Raw genomic sequence first — 1,615 nt, forward strand, 5'->3', positions numbered from 1 at the left:
TAATTAGCTTTCATCACCATCCGGTTGATATCGGCAGTACCTGGCTGGATAAGATTGGTTTGCATAATCGAGATCAGTTTTTCGATATCGTTGACCGCTATGACAATGTCAGAGCGGTACTCTGGGGGCATATTCATCAAGAGTTTTCTGAAACGCGTAAAGGTGTTCAGCTGCTGGCGACGCCTTCAACCTGTATTCAATTTACTCCGAAGTCCCATGATTTTGGTGTAGAAGCGATAGCGCCTGGTTACCGATGGCTAAAGTTATTTGACGACGGTCGTTTAGAGTCAAAAGTTTCAAGAGCTGAAGATTTTCAGTTTAATTTAGATCTCGAGAGTAATGGCTATTGAAGTCTGTTATTTATTTACATGGTTTCAATAGTTCACCACAGTCTCACAAAGCCCAGTTATGCAAGGCTTATTTTGAGCGACAATGCCCTGGGCTTCGTTTAGAAATTCCAAAACTCCCCCCATCGCCACGCGAAGCGATTGCTCTGGTAGACAAGCTGATTGAAAGCATTGGTGTACAGAATCTGCTCGGATTCATTGGTAGCTCGCTTGGTGCTTATTACAGTATGCACTTGCTTGAGAGGTACTCTTTGCCGGGCTCCTCTCTGAAGGCAGTTTTGATCAACCCTGCTTTAAAGCCTTACGAACTGCTCGTTGATTATCTAGGTGAGAATACTAACTACTACTCTGGCGAAACCTACACTGTATTACCTTCACATATGGATGAGTTAAAGTCTTTGGAACTAAGCCCTAAGCAGAATGCTTCGTTGGTCAGTTCGGATAATGTTTATATCATGACGCAAACCGGAGATGAGGTCTTGGATTTCGCACAGGCTTTAGCATGTCTGCCTAAGGCTAAACTCTGGGTTCAGGCCGGTGGTGATCATGCATTTTGTGATTTTGAAAAGGTTTTGCCTTCCCTGCAATACTTTCTTTTATAGTCAGCGAATCGTCGCTATTTATGCCTTATAAAATAATTGGTGGTTTTTTCCCCAGTCAATCAGGTAAAATGCCGCTCTAATTTTACTCTATTTATTCCTAACTTCTCGGAGAATGCTCTTGGGCTCAAAAACCGCATTATATGAGGTGCATCAGGATTCCGGTGCCAAGATAGTAGATTTTGGTGGCTGGGACATGCCTTTGCATTATGGCTCTCAAATTGAAGAGCATAAAATTGTGCGCCAAAGCGCGGGTATGTTCGATGTGTCGCACATGACAATTGTTGATGTACAGGGTAAAGACTCTCGTGACTATCTTCGTTATTTGTTAGCGAACGATGTCGACAAGCTGCAAGAAACAGGCAAAGCACTCTATAGTGGCATGTTGGATGAGAAGGGTGGTGTGATCGACGACCTGATTGCTTATCGTATGCCTAAAGACTATCGCCTAGTGGTTAATTGCGGTACGCGAGAAAAAGACCTGGCTTGGATGAACAAGCAGGCTGAAAAATTTGATGTGGAATTGATTGAGCGCCCCGAGTTAGCCATGGTGGCCATTCAAGGCCCCGAAGCTATACAGAACATTAAGCAGGCTTCTCCTGATAATGCCGAGCTTATCGATAGTTTAAAAGTGTTCCAAGGCTTGGAAGCTGGCGATTGGATGTTCTG

The 1,615-nt window shown here is 44.0% G+C and carries 1 protein-coding gene and 2 pseudogenes; all 3 read left to right on the forward strand.

Going from position 1 to position 1,615, the window contains the following annotated elements; genetic code table 11:
* Positions 1–350 (forward strand): annotated as a pseudogene (locus A3735_RS31460) (phosphodiesterase); the annotation flags it as partial.
* Complete coding sequence (locus A3735_RS25915) at positions 347–949, forward strand: YqiA/YcfP family alpha/beta fold hydrolase (RefSeq protein WP_068508152.1); 603 nt, start codon at positions 347–349, stop codon at positions 947–949. The pseudogene A3735_RS31460 and the gene A3735_RS25915, both read left to right, overlap by 4 nt.
* Positions 950–1,067: 118 nt before the next feature.
* A pseudogene (gcvT, locus tag A3735_RS25920) lies at positions 1,068–1,615 on the forward strand (glycine cleavage system aminomethyltransferase GcvT); the annotation flags it as partial.

This window comes from Oleiphilus sp. HI0061, from assembly GCF_001635675.1.